Here is a 26,666-nt window from a genome sequence, read left to right on the forward strand (position 1 = left end):
GGATTCCTGCGGACCGGGGAGCCGTGGTGGGCGGACCGTCATCCCGGCGGACGCCCAGAAGAAGCTTCACCGAAGGGACGCGGGCCGCATGGCACGCCTCGCCGACAGCACCGGCGCGACCATGCGAAGTGCGGCGCCCCAGGCGGCGGCCGCCCGGACGTCAGGGACCAGAGCGCGGCGGCAACGGCGCAGCGATGTCAGCGGCCGTCCTGCCCCGCCATCCGGTAGCCGACGCCCCGCACGTTGAAGATCCAGATCGGATCCGCCGCGTCCTCGCCCAGCTTCGCCCGAAGCTTCTTGACGAAGTTGCGCACAAGATTGATGTCGGCCCCCTCGCGCCCGTTCCGCCAGACCTGGCGCATCAGGGTCTCGTAGGTGACAACGCGTCCGGCGCTCAGCGAGAGCACGCGCAGCAACTCGTATTCCGTGGCGGTGAGGGTCACCTCGCGGTCGGCCACCAAGACGCGGCGCGCATCGTAGTCGACGGTGAGCGCGCCGAGCACGAACGGGTCAGGCCGTTCGGTGCGGCGGAGCGCGGCGGCCACCCTGGCCACCAGCTCGGTTCGCGAGAAGGGCTTGACGATGTAGTCGATGGCACCCGCCTCGAGGGCTCTGGCCACGGTTTCATCACGACCGTAACCGGAGATGAACACGACCGGCAGCTCCGCGAGTTCCGGGACGCCCTGCATCAGCGCGATGCCGTCGGTCCCGGGCAGCATGAGGTCGAGCAGGACCAGGCTCGGCTTCTCGGCGCGGATGATCTGCGCGAGATCCGCGTGATCACCCGTCACGAGCGGGGCGTAGTCGGCCGCGCTGAGTGCGTCGCGCACGAAGCGCAGCGTCTCCGGATCGTCGTCCACCACGAGGATGCGGGCAGGGGCACGCGGCGCCGACACTTGGGGGCGCCCCGCGCTACGGGCGGCTTCGCTCACATGAACGTCGTCGACCACCGGCAGCGTGAACGTGAAGCGGCTGCCGTGGCCGGGGCCGTCGCTCTCGGCCCGGATGCGGCCTCCATGCGCCTCCACCAGCCCCTTGCAGATGACAAGCCCAAGGCCGGTTCCCGCCGTCGTGCGCGGGCCGTCGGGGCCGGCGTACTTGCGGAAGAGTTGGGGCAGCTGCTCGGGTGCAATGCCCCGGCCCTTGTCAGAAACCGAGACCGCGACATGCACTCCCTCGCGCGCGGCCGAGACCTGGATGGGCGCCGACTCCGGAGACTGCCGAGCAGCGTTGGACAGCAGGTTGTTCAGCACCTGCACGACGCGCCGCCGGTCGGCCATCACCCCGGGCAGGTTTTCTGGCAGGTCCATCAGCACCGTGTGTCGACCGCCGCCCGAGAGGAACGTGTTCCGCGCCCGGTCCACCAGCGCCGCCACTTCGGAGGGTTCCGGCGACACCGAGAGCGTGCCCGCCTCGATGCGTCCCGCGTCAAGCAGTGCGCCGATGAGGCCACGCATATGCCCGGCCTGCTCGTGGATGACGCGATGGAACTCGTGCATCTCGGCCGCATCAAGTTCCGACGCCTCTTCCAGCAGGGTGGCAGCCGAACCCTTGATAGCGGCGAGCGGTGCCCGCAGCTCGTGGCTCACCATGCCGAGGAAGTCGGCCCGCAGCCGCTCCAGCTCCTTGAGCGGCGCCATGTCCTGCATGGTCACGACCATCGACGCCACGGTGCCGTCCTCGGCATGGATCGGTGTCCCGTTGACCAGCATTGATACGCTTCGCCCGTCCGGGACCGAGAGCACGATCTCCTCGGCACGCACCGTCTCACCGATGCGGAGCTGCTGGGCGAAGGAGAACTCTTTCAGGGACACTTCACGACCGTCGGCCCGCCGGAAGGAAATCACTCCCAACAGATCCTCCACCGGCCGGCCCGGCATGCGCAGGCCCTCGACGATGCGTCGCGCCTCCCGGTTGATCAACACTGCTTCGCCGCTCTGGGCGTCGAAGACCACGACGCCCACCGGCGAGGTCTCGACCAGCGCCTCGAGGTCAGCCCGCGCGCGCTGTTCGTCGCGGTGGGTGCGGGCATTGACGATGGCTGTCGCCGCCTGGGAGGCAAACAGCACCAGCACCTCCTCGTCCTCCTCGGTGAACGCCGGCGCCCCTTCCTTCTCGGCGAGGAAGAAGTTGCCGACGTCCGTGCCGCGGTGACGCATGGGCGTGCCCTGGAAGGTATTCGAACGCATCAAGTCCGTTGCGAACCCGAGCGACTGGACGAAATCCGGGAGATCAGTCAGCCGGATCGGCCCGGGCAGGTTGCGGAAGTGCGCAAAGAGCCTCGGCCCGTCGGGCCACTCGATGAGCTGCTGGAGCTCCTCTTTCGTCAAACCGGAGGAGACGAAATCCACGGCCGTGCCGGTGTCGTCCACGGTCGTGATCAGGCCATAGCGCGCGCCGGTGAGCGCACGAGCGCTGTCAACCGCCTCCTGCAGGACCGTGGTGACGTCGAGGCTCGCACTGATGCGCAGGATCGCAGCGCTAAGCGAGGAGAGGCGCTCGCGCAGCGCCTGGATCTCCCTTGCGGAAGCGCCGGTCGTGGTCATTGGGTTTCCTCTCTCGTCGGCCAGGTGCAGACGCGGGCGCGGGGTCGTCCTCGACGCGATGTCGCCCGGCCGCCTTGCGCCCGGCGACCCGGTACCGCCGCATCGACCGCAATCGAGCGGATTCATCGAGCGTTTACGAAAAGAATACGAGCTTCGTCAACGCCGATACGTTCAAGCTACGGTGGTTTCGGTGACGGCACCAAAGTCAGGCGAGGATTCAGGCGAGGTCGCGCGTTCCCAAGCAACGTGTCCGCAGGACGACGGGGGTGCGCGGCCGACCCGGCTTCGCGATGGCTCGATGCAACCGAGGCAGGTCTGCCCGGCCGCTTCCGGGTAGCCGGCCGGGCCGGCACCAAGCGCCGTCGCACCAAGAGCTCGATGTGGCGGCGCGGTGCCCAGCAGCCAAGCCGTACCGGCCTTCTTCGCCGTCGTCTGCGAGACCCCGCTAGTACTTTTGCTTCAGAAACGTCTTGGCAGGGCCAAAGTCATGCTGCGCTGCCTCATCCAGCCACCGGCGGGCCAGAACCTTGTCCGTCGGCGTAGCCCATCCGAAGTAGTGCCAGCGGCCCATGTCATACATTGAGGGGATGTCGTTTCGTGACGCCAGGTCACGAAGAATCCGGAACGCCTCCGGGAGGTTCTGGTTGACCCTGAGGCCGGCGACGTACATGTCCACCAGTTCCACCTGGGCGCGCCAGAACCCTCCTTCGGCGGCCTCCAGCAGGGCCTCCACGTCGTGTCCGAGAGACGAATCGATCCGACGGACGGTGCTTTTCAGTACTGTCCCCATCTCGTACTGAGCCCAAGGGTCGCCCTGCAGGGACAACGCGCGCACCCGAAGCGCCTCCTCCTGGAAACAGCGCCACAATTCGCGCGCCTTGGAGCAGTCGGTGCCCAGATCGCCGGCAAGCAATTGCCGCACGTACTTTGTCTTGATTCCGTAGACGACATTGCTGGCGCCCAGGAACGTGACCCCCACCAACCCATCGTCGTTCAGGATCGGACCTCCGCTCATACCGATGAGATGCGGAAACCGTGACGACGGGACCGCAAATGCGAACCGATCGGCATCGTTGTACGCGGCGCCAGACGGCCGTACGGACGACCCTGCTGACAGTATTCCGTTGCGATAACCCACCGCCGTCAGCTCCCCTAGTGGCTCGGACCAGCAACGGACGTCGAGGTACTCATCGACGGGTACAGCCGTTCGGAACTCGGCCAGGTCACGCGTGATGCTGACACGGCCTATCTGCGACACCTCGACCAGCGGGGGATTTCCCTTGCGAAAAAGGTACAGACGGCCGCGGAAGTTACCGCGTGCGTAATTGTCGAACAGGACATGGAAGCTGGTAACGAAGCGATTGGGGCCGACGGCAAAGGCCGTTCCCAGATAGTCCTTGAACCTCACATGGCTCGCACCCGGTCGCCACCGCTGCAACCGCCACACGGCGCGACGGGCGTCCTCCGACCCGTTGATCGGTTGTCTGCAGGCGGCATCCCCGGAAATGCCCCCGTCGTCGGACGGCCCGGCCTCGGTCAGCAGTCGCCCGAAGGCAAGGGCTGCACCGCCGCCAGCCCCTCGAATCCCTATCCGGTCGCCCGTTTCGCTGCTGGCAGCTACTCTCACTCTGGGCCCCTGTCGCCCGACCATTCCATGACTGGTGCCCGGGGCACTTCGCAGGCTTGCGCGCTCTGCCGCCCACATGACGCGGGTGTTCCCGGGCGCGCTGGGTCCAAGCTCGTAGCTGTAAATCTCACGGAACGGTTCCTCGCCGAAATCCTGTGCGTGGACCATGCCGCACGGCACGGCGGAGGCGAGGGCAGCGGATGCCGCAAGCACGGCGATGCTCAGCGTCCTGGTCATTTGGAGCCGCCCGCAACGTCGGATTGGGAAGCCCGACATGCCGAAGAATGTGCTCTGGTTGCCTGTGGCGACGAGTTGGACGACGGTCGGGAGTGCGGGCCGGGCCTCATAGGTCGCTCCCAACACCTTTTCCCTCAAACGACCGTACGGTGCAAATGGCTTGGAATCCGTGAATGAACTTGGGCGGCGGCACTCGCCGCGCACCTCCCGGAACCCATCGGGAACCGCGGCCCGGCTTCTGATCGCCGAGTCACGAAGCGCACGATAACAAACCAGCGCTCGGTAGCAGTTGCGGAGCGGCGGGCATGAGCGGTTGGGGGCTGGTCGCCGCACCGCAGTTGTCGAGGTCACCGCCACGCGGGGGCGAGCCAGGCGCTGAGCTGGTCGGTCGGGGCCGGTTGGACGGTGAGGCCTAGAGGCCGATCCCACCGACCCGAGCCGCGCAGCTGCGGGCGCTAACTGGCCGGCAAGGCGCCTGAAAGGGGGCCGACCAGCTGCTCTCCGTGGCTGCTTGGTAACCACTATCAGCATGTCCAATTGAACCGCCGCGGTGTCCGCGCCGCCGTCTGCTTGTCAGGATGTCCATACTTCATCCTGCGGCGCTTCCGCGTGACGGGAGGCGACCAGCGTCGGTGGCGCTGATCTTCCGACTTCCCACTCATTTCCATTCAAATCTTGCAGCCGCCGCGCAAGCGCGGTGCTTCCCGCGGCCGCGTCGCGACCCCTTATGCGCCTGGCAACCGACAGACGACGTGCTGCGCAGACAAGCTATGACTTACGCATTCTGTCTAGATACTGCGCATTTGTTTCCGAAAAGTGCCTTTTGCCGCGTCTTGATGTAGTTATGCTGCATCCGTAGCCACGACCTCGGACGGGAGCTGCGATCATTCCAGTTGACAACGGCACAACGATAGGTGTCACCAGCCCACCTCCGCTCGGTCGGTTGCCCTGCCGGACCTGTGGTCGTGTGCGCTTCCCGGATCTCGCTGCAAGTGTTTATGACTCCGTGCGAGATCTCATTGACATCATTGGTGCCGGGACACCATCGTCAGCGCAGAGGCCAGGCCGAGGCGCGTCCACATTGGGCGACCATCGGAAAACCGGCACTGTGAAACCGGTAGCGAACGTTCTCGCTGTCATTCTGGTGCTAACGGCGAGCGCCTGCGCGGGGATCGGCACCTCACCGCCACCACCCGACCAGGACGGCATCAGTTTCGAAAGAAACTCGGAGTTCTCCGGCCCGAGCCTGCGGGTGTTCGTGCAGCTCGACGACGGCGGCGAAGCGTCCGTCAACACGGTGGACGATGCCATTGCAACCCGGTCCGGTAGCACGCCAATTCCCGGCCATCAGGCACGGAACTGGACATTCGTCAAGGACGTGGAGCGCGGCACGTCGGTGGTCTATGCGCTGGTGAGCTGGGACCCTGACAATCCGGCCGACTACCTGATGGCCGGCTGGTGGGCCCAGTTTCCCGGTCAACACGTTCCGGAACTGTCGTTCAGGGATTCCGCCCAGTATGCCATCGCGGACGGCCCCGAGACGGACCCCTCGTCACCTCCCGATTTGCCGCTCGAGGGACAGGCGACCTATACCGGCCAAGCTGGCGGGCTCTACACGTATCTTGCGGGAAGTGACTGGGGAGAAGATGAAGGCGCCTACGTGATCGACGAGTACGAAGGCGTGATCACGATTGCGGCGGACTTCGCCGACGCTACCATGAGCGCCTGCATCGGCTGTTCAGGCGATCTTGTCACCCGCCGGGCGCATTTCGGCATTTTCCTTGGAGACGAATTGCGCGACGTGCAGGGCATCGCCGCCGATTATGAGCTGCACTTCGGCGAAACGGCCTTCAAGCCGGACGGCACGTTCGTATACGACGACGTCATGGTGCGGCACCCTGAAAGAACCGTCACGCAGTCCGAGGGGTACTGGGGCGGGACGCTTTCCAACATTCCCGACGAGGCCGGTCATCCCCGCCTGGTGGCAGGATTCAGCGGTGCGGAATTCGAGGAAAGCGACGGCAGCGTCGGTGACTTTGTGGGAACGTTCGTCGCGCTAAGTGAGGCCTCGACGGCATCGGCGCCGTGAATCGGTCGATGGCACGGGAAATCGGGGAAGCCGGCGCCTGAACCCATACGGTGTGCCGACGCCACAGTCTGAAGTCGAAACGGGACGCCGTGCATACCCGGGCAGACGGCGCACATCTCCCCCAACGGGCTCAGTCGGCTGCTGCGCGCCTCGCCGTCGCCACCTCGAGCGCCTGTTCGGCCCGTTCGCGCACCGCTTCGTCCGGGCCGTTTTCCGCCTCGCGGAGGGCGGCTTCCGCATCGGCGACCGCCCGGTCCGCCGCCGCCGCGTCGAGGTCGGACACCGGGACCGCCTCGTCCGCCAGGATCAGGCAGTGCTCTGGTCCGGCCTCCGAGAATCCGCCGGTGACGAAGTAGCATTCCGGCTCGGAGTCGAACGTCGCGTGCACCTGCACCGTTCCCGGGCGCAGGGCCGACAGGATCGGCGCATGATCCCGCAGCACGCCGAACTCGCCCTCCGACCCGGGTACCACCACCATCTCGGGCGTGGCCGCCAGCAGCGTCGCCTCCGGCGTGATCAGCTCGAGATCGATCAGCGGAGCGTCCGCCATGTCAGGCCGCCTCCGCCGCCATGCGCTTGGCCTTCTCCACGGCCTCCTCGATCGTGCCGACCATGTAGAACGCGGCCTCCGGCAGGTGATCGTACTCACCGTCCACGAGTCCCTTGAAACCCTTGATCGTGTCGGCGAGTTCCACGAACGTGCCGGGCGTGCCGGTGAACACCTCGGCCACGTGGAACGGCTGCGAGAGGAACCGCTGGATCTTCCGGGCCCGGTCGACCACCAGCCGGTCCTCCTCCGACAGCTCGTCCATGCCGAGGATGGCGATGATGTCGAGCAGCGACTTGTACTTCTGGAGCGTGGCCTGGACCCGACGCGCCGTGTCGTAGTGCTCGTCGCCGAGGATCCTGGGATCCAGGATTCGCGACGTGGAGTCCAGCGGATCGACGGCCGGGTAAATGCCCTGCTCCGCGATCTGCCGCGACAGCACCGTGGTGGCGTCCAGGTGGCTGAACGACGTCGCCGGCGCCGGGTCCGTCAGGTCGTCGGCCGGCACGTAGATCGCCTGCACGCTCGTGATCGAGCCCTTGCGGGTCGACGTGATCCGTTCCTGCAGGCCGCCCATGTCGGTCGCGAGCGTGGGCTGGTAGCCGACCGCGCTGGGAATGCGCCCGAGCAGCGCGGACACCTCGGAACCGGCCTGCGTGAACCGGAAGATGTTGTCGACGAAGAAGAGCACGTCCTGGCCCTCGTCGTCACGGAAGTACTCGGCCAGGGTAAGGCCGGTGAGGCCGACCCGGGCCCGGGCGCCCGGCGGTTCGTTCATCTGGCCGTAGACCAGCGCCACCTTGGAGCCCGTGCCCTCGGGCGTGATGACGCCGGATTCCAGCATCTCGTGATAGAGGTCGTTGCCCTCGCGCGTGCGCTCGCCCACACCGGCAAAGACCGAATAGCCGCCGTGGCCCTTCGCCACGTTGTTGATCAGCTCCATGATGATGACGGTCTTGCCGACGCCGGCGCCGCCGAACAGGCCGACCTTCCCGCCCTTGGCGTAGGGGGCGAGCAGGTCCACGACCTTGATGCCGGTCACCATGATCTCGGTTTCCGTCGACTGCTCGGTAAAGGGCGGAGCCGGGCGGTGGATCGGGTAGACCTTCTCCGTCTTCACCGGCTCGCCCTCGTCGACCGGCTCGCCGACCACGTTCACGATCCGCCCCAGCGTTTCCAGGCCGACCGGGACCAGGATCGGCTCACGCGCGTCGCGCACCGGCAGGCCCCGCACCAGTCCCTCCGTGGCCCCCATGGCCACGGCCCGCACCGAGTGCTCGCCAAGGTGCTGGGCCACCTCGAGGACCAGCCGGCCCTCGTCACGATCGACGTGGAGGGCGTTCAGGATTTCGGGCAGTTCGCCCGGGAAGTGAACATCGACAACCGGCCCCACCACCTGGGTGACGTGGCCGACATTCTCTGTCGTCATGCGTAGTGTCTCCCGAAGCCCGTCCGGCTCCTACAATGCTTCCGAGCCCGAGATGATCTCGATGAGCTCCTTGGTAATGGCCGCCTGGCGTTGCCGGTTGTACGACAGCTCCAGCCGGCCGATCATGTCGCCGGCGTTCCGGGTGGCGTTCTCCATCGCCGTCATGCGCGCGCCTTGCTCGCCGGCGGCGCTCTCGAGGAACGCCCCATGGATCTGAACCGCGAGGTTGCGCGGCAGCAGGTCGGCGAGCAGCTCGTCCTCTCCGGGCTCGAATTCGTGCAGCGCGCCGGCGGCCGGCTCAGCTGCCGGCTCGTCCGATTCCGGAGCCGTCCGCGGAATGATCTGCGTCTCCGTGACGACCTGCGACATCGCCGAGCGGAACCGGTTGTAGTGCATCGTGCAGGTATCGAACCCGTCGTCCGCGAACAGGTCGAGAATTTCCGCCGCGACCGCCTCGGCTTCCGAAAACGGCAGGTCACGGCCCGGCGGCAGCAGCCGGTGCCCCACGATCCGCTGGCCGTGCGTGCGGCGCAGCAGGTCGTAGCCCTTGCGGCCCACGCAGAAGATCTTCGCTTCGATGGAATCCTCGGCGAGCGCCATGATCTTCCGCCGCGCCGCCCGGACCACGCCCGAGTTGAAGGCGCCGCAAAGGCCGCGGTCGGCCGTGATCACCAGCAGCAGGCAAGCCTGGTTGCGGCCCGTCCCGGCCAGCAACGGCGGGGCGTCCTCGGGCGCAACCGTCCCTGCCAGCCGCGCCACCATCGCCTCCATCCTGGCTGCGTACGGCCGCGCGCGCTCGGCGCGTTCCTGCGCCCGGCGCAGCTTTGACGCCGCCACCATCTTCATCGCCTGCGTGATCTTCCGGGTGGACCGGACGCTGCTGATCCGGGTCCGGAGTTCCTTGAGGCTCGACATCGCCGGCGGATTTCCCGAAGTGTCCTAGCCGAAGCTCGCGACAAACCGGTCGAGGGCGCCGCGGAGCTTGCCGTCGGTATCGTCCGAAATCTCCCCATCGTCGCGGATCGCGGCCAGAATGTCGCCGTGCTCGGTCCGCAGCAGGGCCAGCAGTCCCTCCTCGAACTTCTGGATCTGGTCGGTTTCGATCGCGTCGCAGTAGCCGTTCACCCCGGCGAAGATCACGCAGACCTGCTCCTCCACCGGGAGCGGCGTGTACTGCCCCTGCTTGAGCAGCTCGGTGAGGCGGGCGCCCCGCTTGAGGAGCCGCTGCGTCGAGGCATCGAGGTCCGAGCCGAACTGGGCGAACGCCGCCATCTCGCGGTACTGGGCCAGCTCGAGCTTGATGGTGCCAGCCACCTTCTTCATGGCCTTGACCTGGGCGGCGGAGCCGACCCGGCTCACGGACAGGCCGACGTTGATGGCGGGCCGAATGCCTTGGTAGAAGAGATCGGTCTCGAGGAAGATCTGGCCGTCCGTGATCGAGATCACGTTGGTGGGGATGTAGGCGGATACGTCGTTCGCCTGTGTCTCAATGATCGGCAGCGCCGTCAGCGATCCCCCGCCCTCCGCGTCGGACAGCTTGGCCGCGCGCTCCAGCAGCCGGGAATGCAGGTAGAACACGTCGCCGGGATAGGCCTCGCGCCCTGGTGGGCGGCGCAGGAGCAGCGACATCTGCCGGTAGGCAACCGCCTGCTTGGACAGGTCGTCGTAGATGATGAGGGCGTGCTGCCCGTTGTCGCGGAACCATTCGCCGATGGTGCAGCCGGTATAGGGGGCCAAGTACTGGAGCGGGGCGGGTTCCGACGCCGTGGCGGCCACGACGCAGGTGTAGTCCATGGCACCCGCGTCCTGCAGGGTGCGCACTACCTGGGCCACCGTCGATCGTTTCTGCCCGATCGCGACGTAGATGCACTTGAGGTGCTTTTCGATGGGACCGCGCGCGTTGATGTCTCGCTGGTTGATGATGGTGTCAACCGCGAGCGCGGTCTTCCCGGTCTGGCGGTCACCGATGATGAGCTCGCGCTGACCGCGGCCGATCGGAACCAGAGAATCGATCGCCTTGAGCCCGGTCTGCATCGGCTCGAAGACCGACTGCCGTGCAATGATGCCGGGCGCCCGGACGTCGACCGAACGCCGCTCCGTGACTTCGATGTCGGACCCGCCGTCGATCGGGTTGCCGAGCGAGTCGACCACCCGGCCGAGCATGTTGGGGCCAACGGGGGCGTCCACGATCCGCCCGGTCCGCTTGACCGTATCGCCCTCGCGGATCGAGCGGTCATCACCGAAGATGACCACGCCGACGTTGTCGGCTTCGAGATTGAGCGCCATGCCGACGATGTTGCCGGGAAACTCCACCAGCTCTCCGGCCATGACCTCGTCCAGACCGTAGATCCGGGCGATACCGTCCCCGACCGCAATCACTTCACCGACTTCGGCGACTTCAGCGCCGGTCTCGAAATCCTCGATCTGCTGCTTGAGGATCGAGGAAATTTCGGATGCGCGAAGATCCATCTACGCGGCTCCCTTCATGGCATGGGCAAGCGACTGGAGTTGGGTCTGGAGCGAGCCGTCCACCCGGATCGAACCCACCCGCACCACCAGACCACCGAGCAGTTCGGGGTCGACCTCGGTGCGGAGCGCCACCCGACGTCCGAGCGCCTCGGCCAGGGCGGCGCGGATGCGACCCGTCGTGGCGTCGTCAAGGTCGATGGCGGTTTCGGCGATCGCCTCGACCTCTCCCCGGCGTTCGGCCGCCAGGGCCCGGAACCGGCGAACGATGGCCGGCAGCGCCCCCAGTCGGCGATTCCGGGCCAGTACGCCGACGAAGTTCCGCACCAGCGGGTCCGACCCCATCGCGTCGAGGATGGCCGACATGGCGCGTTCCTGATCCGCCCGGGCCACCACGGGGCTCCGGATCAGACGGCCGAGGTCGGCGCTGCCGGCCGTGAGGGCAAGCACCGCTTCCAGACCTTGTTCGGTTCGCTCGAGCGCATCGCGTTCCTCCGCGATGGCAAACAGCGCAGACGCATAGGGGCCTGCGAGGCTCGCGAGCCCCTCGGAAGAATCAGCCAAGACCGCGTCCGGACGCATGGGTGGAATGGGACTGTGGGCGCCCGGAGGGTGCGCGCCGTGCGCAACGGATTCGGACAGCCTCCGGCAAGGGACTTTTCGTAGCACAGGGCTGATTCTCCTGCAACTGCCAACCGGCGGCCAGGGCTTCCGTGCGGCTTGCGCCCGGGGTGGCTGCCCCGGTCCGCTGCTTTCGGGTTCCGGTAGGATTGGTCCTTCATTCCGATCCCACCCGGAGCCTGTCGTGCCCGAAGCCTTCGTCTGCGATTCCGTCCGCACCCCCATCGGTCGCTTCGGCGGCGCGCTCTCGAGTGTCCGCCCCGACGACCTAGCGGCCCACGCCATCCGCGTTCTCATGGATCGGCACCCGAAGCTCGATTGGGAAGCGATCGACGACGTGATGCTGGGGTGCGTGAACCAGGCCGGCGAGGACAACCGGAACGTGGCCCGGATGGCGCTGTTGCTCGCCGGGCTGCCGGAGTCGGTGCCGGGCAGCACCGTCAACCGCCTCTGCGGATCGGGATTGGACGCCACGGCCCAGGCGGCGCGATCGATCCGCACCGGCGAGCATGCGTTCGTGCTGGCCGGCGGCGTCGAGAGCATGTCGCGCGCTCCGTTCGTCATGCCGAAGGCCGAGCATGCCTTTTCGCGCGCGGCCAGGATCGAGGACACCACGATCGGTTGGCGCTTCGTGAACCCCCTGATGGAAAGGCTGTACGGAACGGATTCCATGCCGGAGACCGCCGAGAACGTTGCTGAGGAGCACCAGGTCAGCCGGGCTGACCAGGATGCCTTCGCGCTCCGGTCGCAGCAGCGGGCGGCAGCTGCCGCGGCGGCCGAGCGCATGGCCTCGGAAATCGCCCCGGTCGAGGTACCCCAGCGCCGGGGAGCGCCGCTCACCGTTGCCGAAGACGAGCACCCACGTCCCGGCACTACGCTGGAGGGCCTCGCCAAGCTTCCGGCACCGTTCCGCGAGGGCGGCACGGTCACGGCCGGCAACGCGTCCGGGGTCAACGACGGCGCCTGCGCGCTCGTGCTCGCCTCCGAGGAAGCCGTCGAGGAACATGGACTTACGCCCCTTGCGCGGGTCGTTGGTGCGGCCGTCGCCGGTGTCCCGCCGCGGGTCATGGGCATGGGACCCGCCGCCGCCGTGCCGAAACTCCTGGATCGCGCCGGTGTCAGCCTTGGCGACGTCGATGTGATCGAGCTGAACGAAGCCTTTGCCAGTCAGGCGCTGGCGTGTCTCCGCCAGCTCGGGCTCCCGGACGACGCGGAGCATGTCAACCCGAACGGCGGCGCCATTGCGTACGGCCATCCGCTCGGGATGTCGGGCGCGCGCCTCGCCATGACGGCCGCTCGGGAACTCGCGGCACGCGACGGCCGGTATGCGGTCTGCACCATGTGCATTGGCGTCGGACAGGGAATCGCGCTCCTGCTCGAACGCGCCTGAGGTCCCAGGGGGCGGCTAGGGCCCCGGGGGGCAAGCTCCCGGGGCCGGGCGACCAGCCGACAACGGGGGACCCTTACATCGGCACTATCGGTGAGTTTTCATCCGGCACTGACACGCGTGCGGCACCTCCGCCGAAATACCGCTGTGCACCGCGGCTCGGCTCCGCCCCCCGCCAGCAAAGGCTATGGCGAACCCAGCCCGCTTCCCGATTTTCCGGGCACCAGCGCAGCCTCCAAGATCGGGATGGCTTCAGGACAGCCCGAACTCTTCGAAGAAGTCGTTCCCCTTGTCGTCGATCACGACAAAAGCCGGGAAGTCCTCGACCTCGATCCGCCAGACCGCTTCCATGCCGAGTTCCTCGTAGGCAAGGCACTCCACCTGCCGAATGTTGCGGGCCGCGAGCTCAGCGCCCGGGCCGCCGATCGAGCCGAGGTAGAAGCCGCCGTGGGTGCGGCACGCATCCACGACCGCCCGCGACCGGTTCCCCTTCGCGAGCATCACAAGGCTGCCGCCCGCCGCCTGAAACTGATCGACGTAACTGTCCATCCGCCCGGCCGTGGTCGGCCCGAACGATCCCGTCGCGAAACCGGCCGGCGTCTTGGCCGGGCCCGCGTAGTAGACCGGATGGTTCCGGATGTAGTCAGGCAGCGCGCCTTCGCGCTCGAGGTGATCCTTCAGCATCCCGTGGGCCATGTCGCGCGCGACCACCATCGGACCGGACAGCGACAGGCGGGTTCGTACCGGATGCTTGGCCAGTTCGGCCCGGATCTCCGCCATCGGTCGATCGAGATCGATCTCGACTGCCTCGCCCTCGAGCACCTCGTCCCCCACCTCGGGCAGGAAACGCGCTGGATTTCGCTCAAGCTCCTCCAGGAACACGCCGTCAGCCGTGATCTTCGCGCGTGCCTGGCGGTCGGCGCCGCAGCTCACGCCGACGGCGATCGGCAGGCTCGCACCATGCCGCGGTAGCCGGATGACCCGGACGTCGTGGCAGAAGTACCGGCCGCCGAACTGGGCGCCGATGCCGAAGGACCGCGTCATCTCCAGCACCGCCTGCTCCATCTCGCGGTCGCGGAATGCACGCCCCTGCTCGGTCCCGTCGGCCGGCAGATCGTCCAGCTCCCGGCAACTCGCGAGCTTCAGGGTCTTCATGGTCATTTCCGCCGAGAGCCCGCCGATCACGACGGCGAGGTGATACGGGGGGCACGCGGCCGTGCCGATCGACCGGATCGGTTCCTCCAGGAACTCGAGGAGACGGCCTGTGCGCATGACCGACGGCATCGCCTGGTAGAAAAAGGACTTGTTGGCGGACCCCCCGCCCTTGGCGATGAACAGGAACTCGAACGCATCGCCGTCATCGGCATGCAGGTCGATCTGCGCGGGCAGATTGGTGCGGGTGTTGACCTCCTCGTACATCGAGAGCGGGGCCAGCTGGCTGTAGCGGAGGTTGGTCTCCGTGTAGGCCCGGTAGATGCCCCGGGAAAGGGCCTCGCGGTCGTTGCCGCCGGTCCAGACCTGCTCCCCCTTGTGCCCGATCACGATCGCGGTGCCGGTGTCCTGGCACATGGGGAGGACACCGCCCGCCGCGGTGTTCGCGTTCTTGAGGAGCGTCAACGCGACGTAGCGATCATTCGACGACGCCTCCGGGTCATCGAGAATGGTCCGCAGCTGCGCAAGGTGGGACGGACGTAGGAAATGGGAGATGTCCTGGAACGCGGTGAATGCCAGGTGCTCCAATGCGACCGGATCGACCGCGAGCGCGGAACGGCCCCGGAGCGTCAGGGCTTCCACGTGGTCGCCGGTCAGCTTGCGGTACGCCGTCGAGTCCGCCTCGCGCGGGAACAGTTCCGAGTAGCGAAACTCCGTCACGCTGGTTCCCCGTCCTCGCGCCGCGACGGCGACAAGCCACGACGGGTCCGGAAGGCCTCCAGGGACACCACGCCGTCCTGGCGCTCGGCACCCTGTTCCGAGGCGGTGTCGCCGGCCGGTGCAGAGGCGTTGTCGCTTTCGGCCGATGCTTCCGCATCCGGCTTCGGCACTTCCGGCGCAAACCGTACCGCGAACTGGGCCGCGGGGTCCATGAACGCGGTCATGGCCGCGAACGGCACCGTCAGGGACGCGGGGATACCGCCGAACGCGAGGTCGACCCGAAACTGTCCCTCTTCGACTTCGAGACCGGAGAACTGGTGCTGGAGGACAATGGTCATCCGTTCGGGATACTGGCTTCGCAGGAATTCCGGCAGGGCAACGCCGTCGGCGGTGGTGTCGAACTCCACGTAGAAGTGGTGATCACCCGGCAACCCCTCTTCCGCTACCCGTTTTAGGGCGCCGCGCGCCACGTCGCGCATGGCCTGCAGGGTGAGCGCCTCGTAGTCGATGAGCCGGGAGATCTGCGGGGGACGGTCGGTCACGGGCGCATACAGGCAACGGAACAACGGATCGGGAAACGTAGCTTTGATGGGGGCTTCTGTTGCCAGGTGCCCCCGAACCCCGCCCTACCGTGTGAAGCGGAAGGGACTTGGAACTGTCGTTCCTCTCACTGGTTAGGCAGCGAGAGCAACCTCACGACTGTTGTCGTTGGCAGTTATGAATTCGGTCCGTCGCGGCGGTACCATGCCGGGCGAAAGACCTCATCTTTCAGCGGCTGTCGATCCTGGATCGCCCCCGTTGGCCGACCGTGTGGGAGGTCGGGAAACTGGTGGAGGCGCCGGGCACTGCCCCCGGGTCCAACTCGCCTATTACATGAGCCGTTTATCGCCATAGCCGGCCGAAGCCGGCACCCACAAGATAGGCGCGTACCCCTTGGCGGGCAACGTATTCCGCTGATCGTGCCCCCGGACGTGGTGCCGGAGCGACCGCGGCTTCCTTCAGGCTGCCAGAGTCGGAACCTGATAGAGAGTGATGTGCGCATCACGCGTGACGAGGACCAGTCCCTCGATCCGCGCCTGCGCAACCAGCAGCCGATCGAACGGGTCTCGATGATGCACGGGAAGTTCCCCGGCTTCTTCGGCGTGCCGGAACGTGACTGCCAGCGGCTCGAAACCTTCACTCAGTAGCACCGACTCCAGCGCGGGTGGCGCCTGCAGCTTTCCCAGCGCCCGCTTCAAAGCAATCTCCCAACCGCTCGCTGCGCTGACGAACACCTCATTGCGCCGGTCTACCACGGCCGCACGGGCATCCGCGCCAAGTCGTTCAGGGTCGGAAAGCGCCCAAAGCAGGACATGCGTGTCCAGCAGAAGACGCACGTTCAGTCTTCTGGTTCAGGGAAGACCGTGGAGCCGTAGAAGAGGTCGGAAACCGCTGACGGGGTTTCGTCGAAATCCGGGGCCATCCAGATTTTTCCCCGCAACGTCCCAAGCTTGCGACGGGTTCGCGCCTTGCGATACGGCTCCAGTCGCAGCCAGGGCTCACCCGCCTTCGCGATGACAATCTCCTCGCCCTCCCACGCAAGCCGGCCAAGCCGCGATAGCTGCGATTTTGCCTCATGCATGTTCACCTTCATCAATCCCTCCATTACTCATCGCCTAAGTCGGACTAAGTCTAGTCAGTTGACGTCAGCTTGTCGATGACAGCCAGGAATCGAAAGCACGGGGCCCACCGACAGCGTCCTGCGGACCCTCTATCGGAGTTCGGGGCTCCTCGACGACCCCGAGACCCGCAACCGCAGCATGTTGAGCAGACTGATGACCGCGTATTCGCGCACGCGACGGCGGTCGCCGGGCAGGCGTACCTGTACCGCCTCGGCGCTCCCGCCGTGCGCGAGCCCGAGAAACACCGTGCCGTGCGGGTGCCCTTCCTGCTCCGCCGGCCCAGCGACACCGGTGGTGGCGATCCCCACGTCGGCACCGAGACGCTCACGCACGCCACGCGCCATCGCTTCGGCGGCATCGGCGGAGATCACCGGTCCTTCGGGCACGCCGAGGACATCGAACTTCACCTCGCTCGCGTATGACACCAGGGCTCCCCGGAAGACGTCGCTTGCGCCGGGCACCGCCGTGAGTCGCGCGCCCACCAGGCCGCCGGTGACCGACTCGGCCACCGCGAGGGACAGTCCCCGCTCGCGCAGCAGATCGAGTATCGCCGATTCCATGGTCTGCTCATCGGCGGCGAAGATCGCGTCGCCGACGATGCCGCGCACGTTCGCCTCCTCGCGGGCGATGATCGCTTCCGCCGCCTCGGCGTTCTCAGCCTTCGCGGTGATGCGGATCTTGAGGCCCTCGATGCCGCTGGCCTGGAAGGCGATGGTGGGGTTGCCGGCACGGTCGAGCGCGTCGATCCGTACCGCCAGCAGCTCCGCGAGGCGCGATTCAGTCTCACCCCAGCTCTTCAGCACTCGGCTCTTGATCACGGCGGTCACCCCGGCCCGCCGCTTGAGGTCGGGGAGGATCGTCCCCGCCATCATCTCGCGCATCTCGAATGGCACGCCCGGCACCGCGTAGATCACCTGCTTCCCCAGCGGGCAGACGAGGCCGGGGGCGGTGCCCGGCATCTCGGGGATGAACGAGGCCCCGATGGGACAGTCCGCCTGGCGCAGATTGTTCTCGGTGAAGTGGCGCCCGCGCGCCTCAAAGCCGCGGCGAATCTTTTCTCCCATGGCGTCGTCGCGGACCAGCGCCACGCCCATCACTTCGGCGATGGCTTCACGCGTGATGTCGTCCTGGGTCGGCCCGAGCCCGCCACACAGGATGACGGCGTCGCTCCGGTCAAGCGCACGCCGGATGGTGTCGACGATCCGCACCTGGTTGTCCCCGACCTTCACCTGGAAGTGGGAATCGATCCCCGCCTGCGCGAGCTGCCCGCCCATCCACGACGAATTGGTGTCGACGATCTGTCCGAGCAGCAGCTCGGTCCCCACTGCGACGATCTCGCAACGCATACCCCGGCGCTCCCGTGACGATGCCCCATGACGCGGCGCGCCATGCTACCCGCCGGGGTCCCGATCTGCGGGCACGAGGATCTCGACGGGCTTGCGGCACCTAGATCCCGGCCGCAACGGCCTGCCACATTCGCCGGTCGAGCCTGGCAAGAAGAAGGTGCCGAGGCGGCCGGGTGGCCGCGTGGGTCCGAGGCGCGAACCCGGATGGGCGGTCCGTGGCGGTCCGGTCAGGCGCTGCCACGCCGGCGGCGTTCCGCGTCATCCCAGGCGCTCAAGGGCTGGTAGTCCGGGACGACGCTCAGGCCCTTGGTCGCGTCGGACGAGACGTCGCGCGACGTCACCACGTCGATCACCGCCGGCGCGTTCTCGAGCCCGCGCCGGATCGCATCGGCCAGCTCGGACGGATCCTCCACCCGCTCGCCATGGGCGCCCAGCGCCCGCGCCATGGCAGCGTAGTCGGAGTGGGCCAGCTCGGTTCCCACGATCCGCCCGGCGTAATTGACCTCCTGGTCGTAGCGTTCGATGTTCCAGCCGGCGTTGTTCGAGATGATGAAGACCGCCTGCGCCGCGTGCCGCACGGCGGTGTCGATCTCCATGGCATTGATCCCGAAGGCACCGTCACCGGTGACGCAGATCACCTGCCGCCGGGGGAAGGCCAAGGCGGCGGCGATGGCGAAGGGGACGCCGACGCCAAGACAGCCGAATGTGCCGGCGTCGAGATACGTCGTGGTCTGCAGTCCAATCCGCGCGAAGCTGAGAAAGTCGCCGCCGTCGGCGATACCGATGCAGTCGGGCGCGGAAATCTCCCCGATCGCCCTGAAGATCGCCATCGGATGGATCTTGCCGTCCTCGCCGGCCTGCGGTCCCGGGTCATTGCGCCCCCTCTCGGTCCGCTCCCGGTGCTTGGCCCGAAGGCCGTCGGCCCACGCGGTGTCCAGCCCGCCGGCATCGTCGCGAAGCTCCTCCGCCAGGGCCGCCAGGGCCGGCCCGACCGAGGCCAGCACTTCGGGCGCGCCGCGACGGTTGTCGTTCAGGTCGCTGGCCGTATCCGCGATGCGCATGAAGCGGGCATCGGGAAACACGCCGGGGGACCCGTACGCGAGCTGGTAGTCGAGCTTCCGGCCGAGCGTGATCACCAGGTCCGCCTGGGACATGGCGGCCGAGCGGACGGCACCGACGATCGACGGGTGATCCGGCGGGACCAGCCCGCGGCTCTCCTGCGTGTCGAGATACAGCGCGCCCGTGACGTCGAGAAAGCTGCTCAGCTCGTCGTCGGCGCCGCGCGCTCCCCGCCCCGAAATTGCCAGCGGACGCCGGGCTTCTCGAATGGCAGCGGCGGCCTCGGCGATCGCCCCGGGATCGGGAGCGATCTTGCGCGGCGGCTTCGGCGCCAGCCATTCATCGAGCACCAGTGTCGGCGGGACCGACTCGCGGAGCACGTCCGTCGGAATCTCCAGGTAGGCCGGTCCGGGCTCGCCGCCGTCGCCGGTCGCGCAGGAGATCGCCAGGTCCAGCTCGCGAATGACGTGCTCCGGGACGCGGGCCGTCCGCGCATACCGGGTCACGGGTGCGAGCAGAGCGACGTGCGGGACGTCCTGGAGCGGGCCCATGTTGGCCTGCGCCCGCGTCGTGCAGCCGCCGATCAGCAACACCGGAACGCGGGCGAGGTCGGCGTTGGCCATGCCGGTGACGCAGTTGGTCACCCCTGGCCCTGCCGTCGCCATGCAGACCCCCAGTTCGCCGGTCAACTCGGCGTGGGCATGCGCCATGTGCACCGCCGCGCCCTCGTCGCGCACGTCCACGATTGGAATTCCGAGCTGGGCGATGCGGTCCCAGATCGGCTGAATGTGGCCTCCCTGGAGACCGAACACGCGGCCGACGCCGCGGCGCTGCAGACACTGCGCGACCCAGGCGGCGACGTTGTGCGGGTCGGAATTGAGGTCCGTTCGCGGGCTGTTCACAGAGCTGCTCCCAAGGTTCCGGCGGTCAAGCGCGGTCGCTGCCGCCAAGCATGTCGCGAAGCTTGCGGTGGAGGATCTTGCCGGTCGAATTGCGCGGCATCTGGTGGGCCTCGAGGAAGACGATCTCGCGCGGCCGCTTGTAGCTGGCGAGGCGTTCCCGCGACCAGTCCATCAAGGTCTGTGCGTCCGGCGCCTGGCCCGGTCTGGGCACAACTGCGGCCACCACGCGCTGGCTCCATTTGGGGTCGGCCACGCCCACCACCGCGACGTCACGTATGGCCGGATGCTCGCTCAGGACCTGCTCGACCTCGGTGGGGTAGATGTTCTCGCCGCCGGAGATGATCAGGTTCTTCTTGCGGTCAAGGAGCCGGATGTAGCCGTCGTCGTCGCGCAGCGCGACGTCGCCGACGGAAAGATAGTCGCCGCGGAACGCGGCGTCGGTTTGCTCGGGCAGGTTCCAGTAGCCCTGGAACTGGTACGGGCTCGACGAAAAGAGCTCCCCGGGTTCGCCGTCGGGGACTTCGTTCCCGTCGTCGTCGAGCAGCCGGACCGGCGCGGAACCGACCACTTCACGGCCGACTGTGCCCAGATGATCGAACTGTTCGTCCGGGTGCAGCGTTGTCACCCAGGCCGCTTCGGTCGAGCCGTAGAGCTCGTACAGCCCCGAGTTCGGAAACATCTCGATGATCGCCCGCTTGGTCTCAGCGAAGGCGGTGGCTGAGGAGACGACGAGTTTCTCGACCGATCTGACGACCTGATGCGATGACGCGACGTCCTGCATCATCGCGTAGTGGGTGGGGACAAGAGAGGAAAAGGTTATCCCTTCGCCCAAGGTCGCGAGACACAATTCAGGGTCGAAGCTCGACCGGGAGAAGATCGAGATGGTGGCGCCGCAGTAGAGGGACGCGGTGAAGAAATTGAGCGAGTTGGCATGACACATCGGCATGACCAACAGCGTGTTGTCCCGCCGGTGGAGCCGGAACTCGATCTCGCTCATCAGGCCCACCATGGCCATGTCGGCGTGGCCGCGGATGGCGCCTTTCGGGTTTCCGGTGGTGCCGGACGTGTACATCAGGCACCAAGGGTCGTGCGGCGCCGCAACGGTCTCGGGCTCGGTGGCCGCGGCGGCCGCGATGAGATCCTCGTAGGCCGTGTAGCCCGCGGGGGCATCGCTGCCGAAGAGAATGTACCGATCTGCCGGGAGGTCGAGGTCAGCCCGAATGGTCTCGATCGTGTCCCGGAGCGCATCCTCCACCAGGATCGTGGCAGCCCCGCAATCCCTGATGATGTAATCGGCTTCCGGGGCGGTCAGGCGGAAATTGATGGGGACTGCGACCAGCCCTGCCTTGGCCACGGCCGCGTAGATTTCGGCCCATTCGAGACGGTTGTAGGACAGGACCGCGACGCGGGCCCCCTTGGCAAGGCCGAGGCCGAGCAGCGCATTGGCGAGCCTGCATGCACGCGCGTTCCACTGCGCGTAGGTCAGCGTCCGCTCGAGGTCGCGCGCACCCGTGGCTTCGGGCCGGAGGCGCGCGTGCGCGCGAAGTATCTCTCCCGCATTCAAGAGGACTGCCATTGAACTCTTTTCTCCGAAGAGGTTTCCGCCGCCGCCGGACGGCCATCAGGCAACTACGTTGGCAGCCCCACTCCCGGCCGAACCGTCCGGCCGGACAAGGGCATCATGCAGCCGGTTCGCGTATCCAACTGGTGTCCGTGGCATCGCCGTGCCGGACCAAGATCGTTCCCGTCGCCCGGACACAGCGCGAGACCACGGCCCGCCCGAGTTTGTGATCGCACGATCACCCCTGATCAGCGGCGGACCCCGGCCCACCGGTGCAGGGCGCGTAACGTAAGCCGTTGTCGCCCGAAGTTCGACCCCCTCCGGACCGACTGTTTCTCGAGCGCAGAATCACCCGATCGTCAACGATCCGGCATCGGACCGTCCTGCCCTGGGAGAACGCGGCCACCGTGGCAATCCGGAAACTCCCCCGAGCAGCTTTCGCGCGGGGAACGGCAGCGCGCTTCACCGTTTCCGGCCCACTGCCCGGACTGGCGTGCCCAGCCTCGACCGGATCGTTGCTCCACGGTAGCAACGGTGATTCGGCTACAATTCGATGCTTGGTCCGCGGGGGAAACAGATCATGACGGTCACGGCAGTTCGCGGCTTTCCCAATTCATCGTTGCGCAGCCGGGTCAGTGAGGGCGAATGGCGGACACGAGTTGATCTCGCTGCCGCCTATCGGCTGGCTCACCTGTACGGCTGGACGACATCGCTGATCTACAACCACATCTCGGCGCGGATTCCGGGGACCGATCACCATTTCCTGCTGAATCCCTTCGGCCTTCGGTGGGACGAGATCACGGCGTCCAACCTCGTGAAGATCGATATCGACGGGAACGTTCTCGACGACACCCCGCACGAAATTAACAGTGCCGGCTACACCATCCACAGCGCCGTCCACCTTGCCCGGGAGGACGCGATGTGCGTCATGCACACCCACACCGAGGCGGGCATGGCGGTCTCGGCCCTGGAGGACGGCCTCACCTATACCAACCAGGACTCGATGATGTTCTACGGTCGCGTCGCGTACCACGACTTCGAGGGCCTCGCATTCGATCTCTCGGAACGCGAACGGCTGGTGCGCGATCTCGGCGACAAGAAGGTCATGATCCTTCGCAACCACGGCCTCCTGACCACGGGGGTGTCGGTGGCTGAGGCCTGGGTCCATATGTTCTACCTTGAGAAGGTGTGTTCGACGCAGCTTGCGCTGCAGGCGGCAACGGCATCGGGCGCCAAGATCCGGCATCCGTCAGCGGAAGTCTGCGAACGGACGGTTCAGCAATACGGAAACCAGGGGTGCGGCGAGCGCGAGTGGCCCGGGTTGCTGCGCCAGCTCGACCAGGCGGGAGTCGACTATCAGCAGTGAGGGCGGGCAACTGAGGTCGACTGGACGGTCCTCCGCCGTCCGCTGAGCATTCGCAGCCTCGTTCCGAACGCACAGCCCCCTTCGGCGGGCGTTGTCCGGCCACTCCGCATTGACTCTGGCCTGAATCCCGACAGCGACACGGCGCTCGACGATGGGCCGTCACCTTCAAGAGGCCGGACCAAGTGCTCCCTGATTCACTCCGGCAAATCGGATCGACATCGCGCCTTGGCACAACCGCCCTTCGGGTAGGTGGACGCTAGTTCCAGAGTGCCGAGATGGGGACAGCGGCCATCCGGTCACCGAACGGCACGGTGACGTCGTGGTCGTACAGCACCAACCCCAGCACAAACTGTTCGCCGCACGCATCGGCAAGGCGGCGAAGGCCTGAGAAATCTCCGCTGACAGCGGTGGCCGACGCCTTCACCTCGATTCCCACGACCCTTCCAGCGCCGTCTTCAATGACAATGTCGACTTCGTTGCGCTCCTTATCGCGGAAGTGGGAAAACGCGTACCTGTCGCCTGCCCAACTCGCAAGCTTAAGGATTTCTCCGAACACAAAGCATTCCAAAAGCGGCCCGAACGACGCCCTGTTTCTCCTAAGGTGGTCAAGAGAGAGATTCCTGAGTGCAGCGAGCAGACCGGCGTCCAGAAAGTGCAGCTTGGGAGACTTTACCAGCCGTTTCAGGGTGTTGCTGTGCCAAGGTTGCAGGGTCTGAACGAGATACAAGTTCTCGAACACGCCGACATACTTTTGTGTCGTCACGTGACTCATGTTGAGCGAAGATCCGATGCGTGAGTAGTTCACGAGTTGCCCGGCGTGCTCGGCCAGCACACGCAGCAATCGGGGCATCTGGCTCAATTGGCCGACGCGGGTGATGTCGCGGACGTCGCGTTGGACAATGGCCTCGACGTAGTCCAGGTGCCATTCCCGCCGACGGCGCCTGCCGGCGCGGGTCAGGGCCTCCGGATACCCCCCCGCCAAGACCAATTCCCAGAGTTCATCGCCCACGACCGGTGTGCCGCCCTCCGGGAGTTCGCCTGTAAACACGCTGTCCAAGAACGTGTATCCGCGTCGACGGATCTCCGCCTGCGCCAACGGCAGCAGGCGAAGAATTGCCATGCGTCCGGCGAGCGAATCCGCCACTTGTGGAAGAACCATCAAGTTTGCCGACCCGGTGAGCAGAAACCGCCCCGGAATTGGACGTGTGTCGACCGCAAGTTTGATGGCCAATATCAGGTTCGGAGCGCGCTGCACCTCGTCGATCACTGCCCGGTCCAGGTTGCGTACAAAGCCCACGGGATCGCTCGAGGCGGCGCTCAGGACGGTTGGATCGTCCAGCGTTACGAAAGGGCGGTCATCGCCAGCAACCTGCCGCGCCAGCGTGGTTTTTCCGGCTTGCCGGGGGCCACAGAGCATCACGACACGCGTGTCGTCTAACGCGTTGCGGACTCGATTTTCGACAAAACGAGGGTACATGAGATCTCGAGAGGATCTGACCGATTGAAAAATAACTTCCGACTGATTGAAAGTCAACGGACGTCCAATTGAAAACTTATGGCTGTCCATTTGAAAGCTTAACCCGCAACCCCAGCGGAGCCACACTCGCTCTGACAGTCCGATCCAGGAATTTGTCGACCTGCTACCTGCCGAGCTCCTTGCGAGGCCCTCGCACAGGGAGCCGCGATTTCTCGTTACCTAAACGAACTTTGAGAAGGCCGCTGCCCCTCGTTCACGTCATGCGCCGGCGTCATGCCTGCGGCTTGCCACCGGGCCAGACCGGGTTGTGCGCTAGGTCCGGCCAGGCGATCGGCGCCCGGCAGGCCGCCGCCGCAGTGTGCGGCTCGCAGGCCGGATCCCAGTCGGCAGCGACGTAGCGATGGCCGGTGGCATCGTCGCCGGCTTCCGAGCACAGCCAGACGATGGGCGGCACCATGGCGGACGGCGCGATCAGCGCGCCGCGGTCAAAACCTGATTCCTCGGGCACCATCGGCGTATCCGTGGGGCCGCCGGGCACGACCACGTTGACCGTCACGCCGGTGCCGGCAAATTCTTCCGCATGGCCCGCCGACATGGCCTCTAGACCGGCCTTGGCCGGACCGTAGGGGTGGAACCTGCACCGAAGCATCGTGAAGAAGCTGGTCGTGACGTTCACGATCCGGCCCCAGCCATCGGCCAGCATGCCCTCGATCGCGGCCCTGGTCATGTACCACGCGCCTGAGTAGTTGGTGGCGGTGAACTGGTCCCACATCCCGGGCGTGATTTCATGGATGCCGATCAGCTCGACCATGTGATCACGGCGGATCACCCCCATGCCCATGGCACCGTTGTTGATCAGGATGTGCGGGCCGCCGAACTGGCTGCGGGCGTGTGCGATCGCTTCCTCGCACGCTTCGTAACGAGAAATATCGGTGCGGCTCGTCGACAGCCGGGTGGCCAGCTCGCGCTCCGCGCATTGGTCGACCAGGGCCGCCAGCCGTCCGTCATCGATATCGAGCGCCGCCACCGAGGCCCCTTCCCGGAGCAGCGCCATGACCAGTTCGCGGCCGATCCCGCCCGCCGCTCCCGTGACCACGGCCGTCTTGCCGGTCAGTCGACCTCGCTCGGGCATCGACACCCCCTTCCCTCTCAGTTCAATCCTTTTTCCCGACGCACCTGCGCGAGCGTGGTCAGCGTAGCCAACAACAATTCGTCCCGCTCATTGGAGATCGAGGCGAGGTCACGCCCTCCCATCGCGGTCTCGACCTGTGCCTTGAGGCGATCGCGCACCTCCGGCGTGAGGTCCAGGGGCTCGAGATCGTTCATCCAGTCCTGCAGGGCGTCGCCGAGATGATCGAGGAAATGTGCGTAGCCGCCGGCCCCTCCGGCCAGATGGCAGATTTCGTACGGCCCCATCACGCCGAGGCGCAGGCCCGGGCCGTATTTCACGGCGACGTCCACATCCTCCACACTCGCGAGCCCCGTGAGCACCGCGTCCGCGCATTCGCGCAGGAGCGCGGCCTGCAGCCGGTTCACGAGATGCCCGGACACCTCCCGGTTGAGCCGGATCGCCTTCTTCCCCAGAGCGTTGTAGAAGCCGATCGTCCAATCGACCGCGCGTGGATCAGTTTCGGCGCCGCCCAAGACCTCCACCAGCGGGATCAAGTGGGGCGGGTTGAAGGGATGCCCCACTACGAAGCGCTCGGCATTGGAACACCCCGCCTGCATTTCGGACATCAGCAGGCCCGAAGTTGAGCTCGCGAGGATGGCGTTCTGCGGCAGCGCCGCGTTCACTTCGGCATACAGCGACCGCTTCATGTCGAGGTCTTCCGGCGCGCTCTCCTGCACGAACTCCGCCCCGGCTACGGCCTCCGCGGGATCGGCGTGGAAACGGACCCGGCCCGGGTCAGCGCCGACGACCACGCAATCGAGTTTCTCGAGGGCTGGCCAGGCGCCGCCCACGAACGCCCGCATCTTTTCCTCGGCATCGGGCCCTGGGTCCCACGCGTCGACCTCCAGCCCGCGCGCGAGGAAGTAAGCCGCCCAGGATGCCCCGATCGTGCCTGCTCCGATGATGCCAACGCGACGGACTGTCGAAGGTTCGGGCAAGTTCATGGGTCTGGTCCCCCGGCGATGAATGGTCCGTTCCGAATCGGAATATCGCCCGACAGGTTAGTGCGTGCAGCCCGGTAACCCGGGCGCACGAGGTCGGCATCGCGTCCGGACCGGGGCGTCCGAGGGCCCGGCAGCCGAGGCGCGACGCCCTGATTCCCAAAATGTGCCGGCGTTCCGGCCGGAGCACCTGCATTCGCTGCGGCATTGAATTTCGGGACCGGATCGACACTCCCCGCGCTGGCAGCACGCGCAGGCCGCAACCATCGAACGGGGCCGAACGCGGACCTCCGCCGGGCCAGCTGGGCGGCCCCGAAGGCCAGCGAGTTCCCGACGATGCTCCATCGGGGTGCCGACGGAA

20 protein-coding genes and 1 other RNA gene are annotated in these 26,666 nt (G+C 66.7%); 3 read left to right on the forward strand and 18 right to left on the reverse strand.

Translation table 11 applies throughout. From position 1 onward, the window contains the following. Window positions 1-197: 197 nt before the first annotated feature. Together OXH60_11650 and OXH60_11655 are read right to left on the reverse strand one after the other, a co-directional pair. Window positions 198-2,546, reverse strand: a complete 2,349-nt coding sequence (locus tag OXH60_11650) for an ATP-binding protein (protein ID MDE0712774.1) — start codon at window positions 2,544-2,546, stop codon at window positions 198-200. Between the two features lie 445 nt (window positions 2,547-2,991). After that, complete coding sequence (locus OXH60_11655) at window positions 2,992-4,410, reverse strand: bifunctional trypsin-like peptidase domain-containing/SEL1-like repeat protein (GenBank protein ID MDE0712775.1); 1,419 nt, start codon at window positions 4,408-4,410, stop codon at window positions 2,992-2,994. Between the two features lie 1,108 nt (window positions 4,411-5,518). Between OXH60_11655 and OXH60_11660 the strand changes: the two genes are divergently transcribed. Continuing rightward, window positions 5,519-6,499 (forward strand): hypothetical protein, encoded by a 981-nt coding sequence (locus tag OXH60_11660; GenBank protein ID MDE0712776.1) that lies wholly within the window; start codon window positions 5,519-5,521, stop codon window positions 6,497-6,499. 130 nt (window positions 6,500-6,629) lie between these two features. On the opposite strand, the gene atpC is transcribed toward OXH60_11660, so the two are convergent. From atpC to OXH60_11685, 5 genes are read right to left on the reverse strand one after another with little or no spacing between them, the layout of a single operon-like run. After that, window positions 6,630-7,049, reverse strand: coding sequence for an ATP synthase F1 subunit epsilon (gene atpC / locus OXH60_11665; protein MDE0712777.1), 420 nt, complete (start codon window positions 7,047-7,049; stop codon window positions 6,630-6,632). 1 nt (window position 7,050) lies between these two features. After that, on the reverse strand, window positions 7,051-8,475 hold the full coding sequence (gene atpD / locus OXH60_11670) for a F0F1 ATP synthase subunit beta (GenBank protein ID MDE0712778.1): 1,425 nt from the start codon (window positions 8,473-8,475) through the stop codon (window positions 7,051-7,053). 30 nt (window positions 8,476-8,505) lie between these two features. Beyond that, complete coding sequence (locus tag OXH60_11675; GenBank protein MDE0712779.1) at window positions 8,506-9,390, reverse strand: F0F1 ATP synthase subunit gamma; 885 nt, start codon at window positions 9,388-9,390, stop codon at window positions 8,506-8,508. A 24-nt stretch (window positions 9,391-9,414) separates the two neighbouring features. Further along, the gene (gene atpA, locus OXH60_11680) at window positions 9,415-10,944 is read right to left on the reverse strand and encodes a F0F1 ATP synthase subunit alpha (GenBank protein ID MDE0712780.1); all 1,530 of its coding nucleotides are present in this window, start codon (window positions 10,942-10,944) and stop codon (window positions 9,415-9,417) included. After that, a complete protein-coding gene (locus tag OXH60_11685; GenBank protein MDE0712781.1) occupies window positions 10,945-11,505 on the reverse strand; it encodes a F0F1 ATP synthase subunit delta in 561 nt (186 codons plus the stop codon). 241 nt (window positions 11,506-11,746) lie between these two features. Here OXH60_11685 and pcaF point away from each other — a divergent pair, with 241 nt between their 5' ends. Continuing rightward, the gene (gene pcaF / locus OXH60_11690; protein MDE0712782.1) at window positions 11,747-12,952 is read left to right on the forward strand and encodes a 3-oxoadipyl-CoA thiolase; all 1,206 of its coding nucleotides are present in this window, start codon (window positions 11,747-11,749) and stop codon (window positions 12,950-12,952) included. A 249-nt stretch (window positions 12,953-13,201) separates the two neighbouring features. Here the strand turns inward: pcaF and OXH60_11695 are convergent, their stop codons facing one another. The 8 genes from OXH60_11695 to OXH60_11730 form a co-directional block, all read right to left on the reverse strand. Then, window positions 13,202-14,758 carry a FumA C-terminus/TtdB family hydratase beta subunit gene (locus OXH60_11695; protein MDE0712783.1) on the reverse strand — a complete coding sequence of 519 codons (1,557 nt, stop codon included), beginning with the start codon at window positions 14,756-14,758 and terminating at the stop codon, window positions 13,202-13,204. 59 nt (window positions 14,759-14,817) lie between these two features. Then, window positions 14,818-15,363: a ClpXP protease specificity-enhancing factor SspB gene (locus tag OXH60_11700; protein ID MDE0712784.1), complete on the reverse strand. Its 546-nt coding sequence runs from the start codon at window positions 15,361-15,363 to the stop codon at window positions 14,818-14,820. A gap of 45 nt (window positions 15,364-15,408) precedes the next feature. After that, window positions 15,409-15,769: a transfer-messenger RNA gene (ssrA, locus tag OXH60_11705) on the reverse strand. A gap of 50 nt (window positions 15,770-15,819) precedes the next feature. Next, window positions 15,820-16,197, reverse strand: coding sequence for a type II toxin-antitoxin system VapC family toxin (locus OXH60_11710; protein ID MDE0712785.1), 378 nt, complete (start codon window positions 16,195-16,197; stop codon window positions 15,820-15,822). A 2-nt stretch (window positions 16,198-16,199) separates the two neighbouring features. Beyond that, a complete protein-coding gene (locus OXH60_11715) occupies window positions 16,200-16,454 on the reverse strand; it encodes a type II toxin-antitoxin system prevent-host-death family antitoxin (GenBank protein ID MDE0712786.1) in 255 nt (84 codons plus the stop codon). 117 nt (window positions 16,455-16,571) lie between these two features. Then, window positions 16,572-17,828, reverse strand: a complete 1,257-nt coding sequence (locus OXH60_11720; GenBank protein MDE0712787.1) for a competence/damage-inducible protein A — start codon at window positions 17,826-17,828, stop codon at window positions 16,572-16,574. Window positions 17,829-18,055: 227 nt separating this feature from the next. Beyond that, a complete protein-coding gene (locus tag OXH60_11725; protein ID MDE0712788.1) occupies window positions 18,056-19,789 on the reverse strand; it encodes a thiamine pyrophosphate-binding protein in 1,734 nt (577 codons plus the stop codon). Window positions 19,790-19,814: 25 nt separating this feature from the next. After that, on the reverse strand, window positions 19,815-21,365 hold the full coding sequence (locus OXH60_11730) for an AMP-binding protein (protein ID MDE0712789.1): 1,551 nt from the start codon (window positions 21,363-21,365) through the stop codon (window positions 19,815-19,817). Between the two features lie 565 nt (window positions 21,366-21,930). On the opposite strand from OXH60_11730, the gene OXH60_11735 reads away from it, so the two are divergent. Further along, window positions 21,931-22,716 (forward strand): class II aldolase/adducin family protein, encoded by a 786-nt coding sequence (locus OXH60_11735; GenBank protein MDE0712790.1) that lies wholly within the window; start codon window positions 21,931-21,933, stop codon window positions 22,714-22,716. A 256-nt stretch (window positions 22,717-22,972) separates the two neighbouring features. Here the strand turns inward: OXH60_11735 and OXH60_11740 are convergent, their stop codons facing one another. From OXH60_11740 to OXH60_11750, 3 genes are all read right to left on the reverse strand, one after another. Further along, window positions 22,973-24,193 carry an ATP-binding protein gene (locus tag OXH60_11740; GenBank protein ID MDE0712791.1) on the reverse strand — a complete coding sequence of 407 codons (1,221 nt, stop codon included), beginning with the start codon at window positions 24,191-24,193 and terminating at the stop codon, window positions 22,973-22,975. A gap of 271 nt (window positions 24,194-24,464) precedes the next feature. Continuing rightward, on the reverse strand, window positions 24,465-25,325 hold the full coding sequence (locus tag OXH60_11745; GenBank protein MDE0712792.1) for an SDR family NAD(P)-dependent oxidoreductase: 861 nt from the start codon (window positions 25,323-25,325) through the stop codon (window positions 24,465-24,467). 17 nt (window positions 25,326-25,342) lie between these two features. Next, window positions 25,343-26,308: a 3-hydroxyacyl-CoA dehydrogenase NAD-binding domain-containing protein gene (locus tag OXH60_11750; protein ID MDE0712793.1), complete on the reverse strand. Its 966-nt coding sequence runs from the start codon at window positions 26,306-26,308 to the stop codon at window positions 25,343-25,345. Window positions 26,309-26,666 lie beyond the last annotated feature (358 nt).

This window comes from Rhodospirillales bacterium, assembly GCA_028824295.1.
Lineage (GTDB): Bacteria > Pseudomonadota > Alphaproteobacteria > TMED109 > TMED109 > VXPW01.

Bases quoted from the DNA above. Each gene is read 5' to 3' on its own strand.
- OXH60_11740 (MDE0712791.1), bottom strand. From the start codon at position 24,193: ATGTACCCTCGTTTTGTCGAAAATCGAGTCCGCAACGCGTTAGACGAC.
- atpD (MDE0712778.1), bottom strand. From the start codon at position 8,475: ATGACGACAGAGAATGTCGGCCACGTCACCCAGGTGGTGGGGCCGGTT.
- OXH60_11750 (MDE0712793.1), bottom strand. From the start codon at position 26,308: ATGAACTTGCCCGAACCTTCGACAGTCCGTCGCGTTGGCATCATCGGA.
- atpC (MDE0712777.1), bottom strand. From the start codon at position 7,049: ATGGCGGACGCTCCGCTGATCGATCTCGAGCTGATCACGCCGGAGGCG.
- atpA (MDE0712780.1), bottom strand. From the start codon at position 10,944: ATGGATCTTCGCGCATCCGAAATTTCCTCGATCCTCAAGCAGCAGATC.
- OXH60_11675 (MDE0712779.1), bottom strand. From the start codon at position 9,390: ATGTCGAGCCTCAAGGAACTCCGGACCCGGATCAGCAGCGTCCGGTCC.
- OXH60_11730 (MDE0712789.1), bottom strand. From the start codon at position 21,365: ATGGCAGTCCTCTTGAATGCGGGAGAGATACTTCGCGCGCACGCGCGC.
- OXH60_11650 (MDE0712774.1), bottom strand. From the start codon at position 2,546: ATGACCACGACCGGCGCTTCCGCAAGGGAGATCCAGGCGCTGCGCGAG.
- OXH60_11655 (MDE0712775.1), bottom strand. From the start codon at position 4,410: ATGACCAGGACGCTGAGCATCGCCGTGCTTGCGGCATCCGCTGCCCTC.
- OXH60_11720 (MDE0712787.1), bottom strand. From the start codon at position 17,828: ATGCGTTGCGAGATCGTCGCAGTGGGGACCGAGCTGCTGCTCGGACAG.
- OXH60_11735 (MDE0712790.1), top strand. From the start codon at position 21,931: ATGACGGTCACGGCAGTTCGCGGCTTTCCCAATTCATCGTTGCGCAGC.
- OXH60_11745 (MDE0712792.1), bottom strand. From the start codon at position 25,325: ATGCCCGAGCGAGGTCGACTGACCGGCAAGACGGCCGTGGTCACGGGA.
- OXH60_11715 (MDE0712786.1), bottom strand. From the start codon at position 16,454: ATGAAGGTGAACATGCATGAGGCAAAATCGCAGCTATCGCGGCTTGGC.